The sequence below is a fragment of the Capnocytophaga sp. G2 genome (assembly GCF_035282625.1).
Taxonomy (GTDB): Bacteria; Bacteroidota; Bacteroidia; order Flavobacteriales; family Flavobacteriaceae; genus Capnocytophaga.
This window is the reverse complement of record NZ_JAYKBU010000037.1, coordinates 1-2,438: the sequence shown is the minus strand read 5'-3', so window position 1 is coordinate 2,438 and position 2,438 is coordinate 1. Positions and strand designations below refer to the sequence as shown.

Genomic DNA, 2,438 nt, shown 5'->3' with positions numbered 1-2,438 from the left:
GATGAGGGAGCGATGGACGAAAAGTCAGGAATGAACTATTCTGAATATGTAGCTTTCCTCTCAGGGAATACCGATTTGCTCGAAAAAGCAAAGTTGGAAAAGAAGATTGGGGCTTTAGAGAGTGAAAAGCAAACGTTCTTACGCTCTAAATACACCTCTAAAAACCGTTTAGATAACCTCTGTAGCGATTTGAAAGCCCTACAAGATCGCTTGTATCGTTTTCAGACGGATTGGCAAAACTTTTCAGATAAAGCGGTGCGCCGAGAAGATGGCTCGGTAGTCAATGCCTTGCGTTTGAATGGCTTAGAGGAAAAGAGCAGTGTAAAGCAGTTAGCGCAAAAGTTACAGGACTATGCCCAAAACGCCCGTACCAAAGGCGAATATCAAGAAATAGGAAGTATCTATGGTTTTCAGATATTAGTTAAGACTGAAGTCTCCAAAAAAGACGAACTTGACCTAAAAGAAAACCGCTTTTTTGTACAAGGAGAAGGTGGTATCAAGTACACCTACAACAACGGACGATTGGCAAGTGACCCTAACTTGGCAGTAATGAATTTTGTCAATGCCATTGAGAAAATCCCAGCAATGATGGAAAAGGAAGAAAAAGAGATTGCTCTTTTTCAAAAGGATATTCCTCTTCTAAAGGAAATCATCGAAAAAGTATGGGGCAAAGAAACACAGCTCTCCGAGCTTAAAACTGAGCTCTCAGCCCTCGATAGGAAAATACAACTTTCACTCTCCTCCGATACTCCACAAGAGGCACAAGAAGGAGCCAAAAAACAAAAGGTACAAGAGACAGAAGAACTCAATAAAGAACTATCGCAAGAGAGTCAAAAAAGCGAAACTCAAGAAGTTTCAACTCCCACAAAAGAGTTTGTAAGAGAGACTCTTAACAGAAACTCACGAGGGTTTAAAATGTAGTGTTTATTCCTTAAAGAACCTGTATATCTCCATTTTGAAAATCAGCAGAACTGATGTTTTGCTGGTTTTCTTTATTTTTAAACGTGTTTAAACTTTTTTGAGGAACTTGGATATAAACCCTAATAAGAGCATTCCAATCCAAGTTACATCAAGATACTCATATCTCATTATCAAACCTTTATATCCGTCAAGCCAACCATTTGCTTGTTCAATCTTAAACCTATTTTTGTACAATTCTTCATCAAAATAAACATCTGGTTGCTTTCCATATTCGGGGATTAGGTTTAATATTTGCTATAATTTCTTTGCTTTCTAAAAACTCTCTAAGAGATTTGCTATCAAATCCTGCATCAGCATTGAGAAATAGACCTTTGTGTTCTATTCCTGCTTCTTCTAATAAAGCTAAGATTTCTTTTAGTACTTCTTCTATTTCATATAAGTCATTGTGATTTCCAGCTTTAGGACTCCCCATTGCTATCATTTGCCCTTTATTATCACACAAAAAAATGCTATTTGTGGTTACGGATTTTTTTCTTGCTTGATAGCCTGTAGATTCTCCTTTTTGCCGACAACGTGTATGACTACCGTCCAATTGAACGCAAGACATATCTAACTTTCTTTTCTTCTTACTTAATAGATTCAACCATACTCGCTGAAAACTACCATCTTTACTCCATTTATTGAAGTAGTAATAGACATTTTGCCAAGAGATTTCACCTTTTTCAAAATAGCTTTCAATTGGAAGTTCTCTCCATTGTACCCCTGTTTTTAATCTCTTGAGAATCAATAAAAATATTGAAGCTAAATCAAAATTACTTTTAAATCCTCTTTTTCCTACACTTAAAAAGGAAATAATCCATTTATTTATTTGTATCTTTGCCCAAAGTTCCTGAATTTTGGTGTTTTTTCTCAAACACAAAATTACTAATTTTCGGGAACTTTTACTTCTCTAAAAAAGTTTAAACAGCTTTCCAGCTTAAAATTGACCTTGCCGCAATTGACCGTAGGATACTCTTGTCCATTACTCCTGAGAGTAGTGGTGCTGAGGAAGGGGAGTCTGTAGAGCAGGGGGAACAAGAGTCTCAAGAGCAGCATAACACTCCTGAAAAGCAGGAAGTAAAATCAGGGGTGAAATTCAGGATGTAGGGGCAACACAGCAGCCCCTATATTGCCTATATAACTCCTATATACGCCCTATATACATTATCTCCGTATATAGGGTAGCTATAGGGGATTACTTATTTATAATTTGCTATATCTCATTGAGATAGTACATTTCTTAGGCGTGAGATAGATTTTGTTATAAGCTCACTTTACAAACTTTTACTAACACTAAATTGGTAAAGTATTAGTCGTTTTATTGTAAAACGAACCAAAACATAAAAAGACAAAAGTGTCTAAATATTTTATATCTATATGATTATCAGTAGATAACAAAACATTTTGAAAAACCTTGTTTTTTATTTTGCAATACACGGAATTTTTAGTAATATTGCACGCAAATTTATCAATTTTCA

The 2,438-nt window shown here is 35.6% G+C and carries 2 protein-coding genes and 1 pseudogene; 2 read left to right on the top strand and 1 reads right to left on the bottom strand.

Annotated features, from left to right (window positions below):
- Positions 1 to 921, top strand: a pseudogene (locus VJJ03_RS11475) (DNA methylase); the annotation flags it as partial.
- A 241-nt stretch (positions 922 to 1,162) separates the two neighbouring features.
- Here VJJ03_RS11475 and VJJ03_RS11470 read toward each other — a convergent pair.
- Positions 1,163 to 1,834 carry a transposase gene (locus VJJ03_RS11470; protein WP_323975696.1) on the bottom strand — a complete coding sequence of 224 codons (672 nt, stop codon included), beginning with the start codon at positions 1,832 to 1,834 and terminating at the stop codon, positions 1,163 to 1,165.
- 101 nt (positions 1,835 to 1,935) lie between these two features.
- Between VJJ03_RS11470 and VJJ03_RS11465 the strand changes: the two genes are divergently transcribed.
- The gene (locus tag VJJ03_RS11465; protein ID WP_009412222.1) at positions 1,936 to 2,067 is read left to right on the top strand and encodes a hypothetical protein; all 132 of its coding nucleotides are present in this window, start codon (positions 1,936 to 1,938) and stop codon (positions 2,065 to 2,067) included.
- Positions 2,068 to 2,438: the final 371 nt, after the last annotated feature.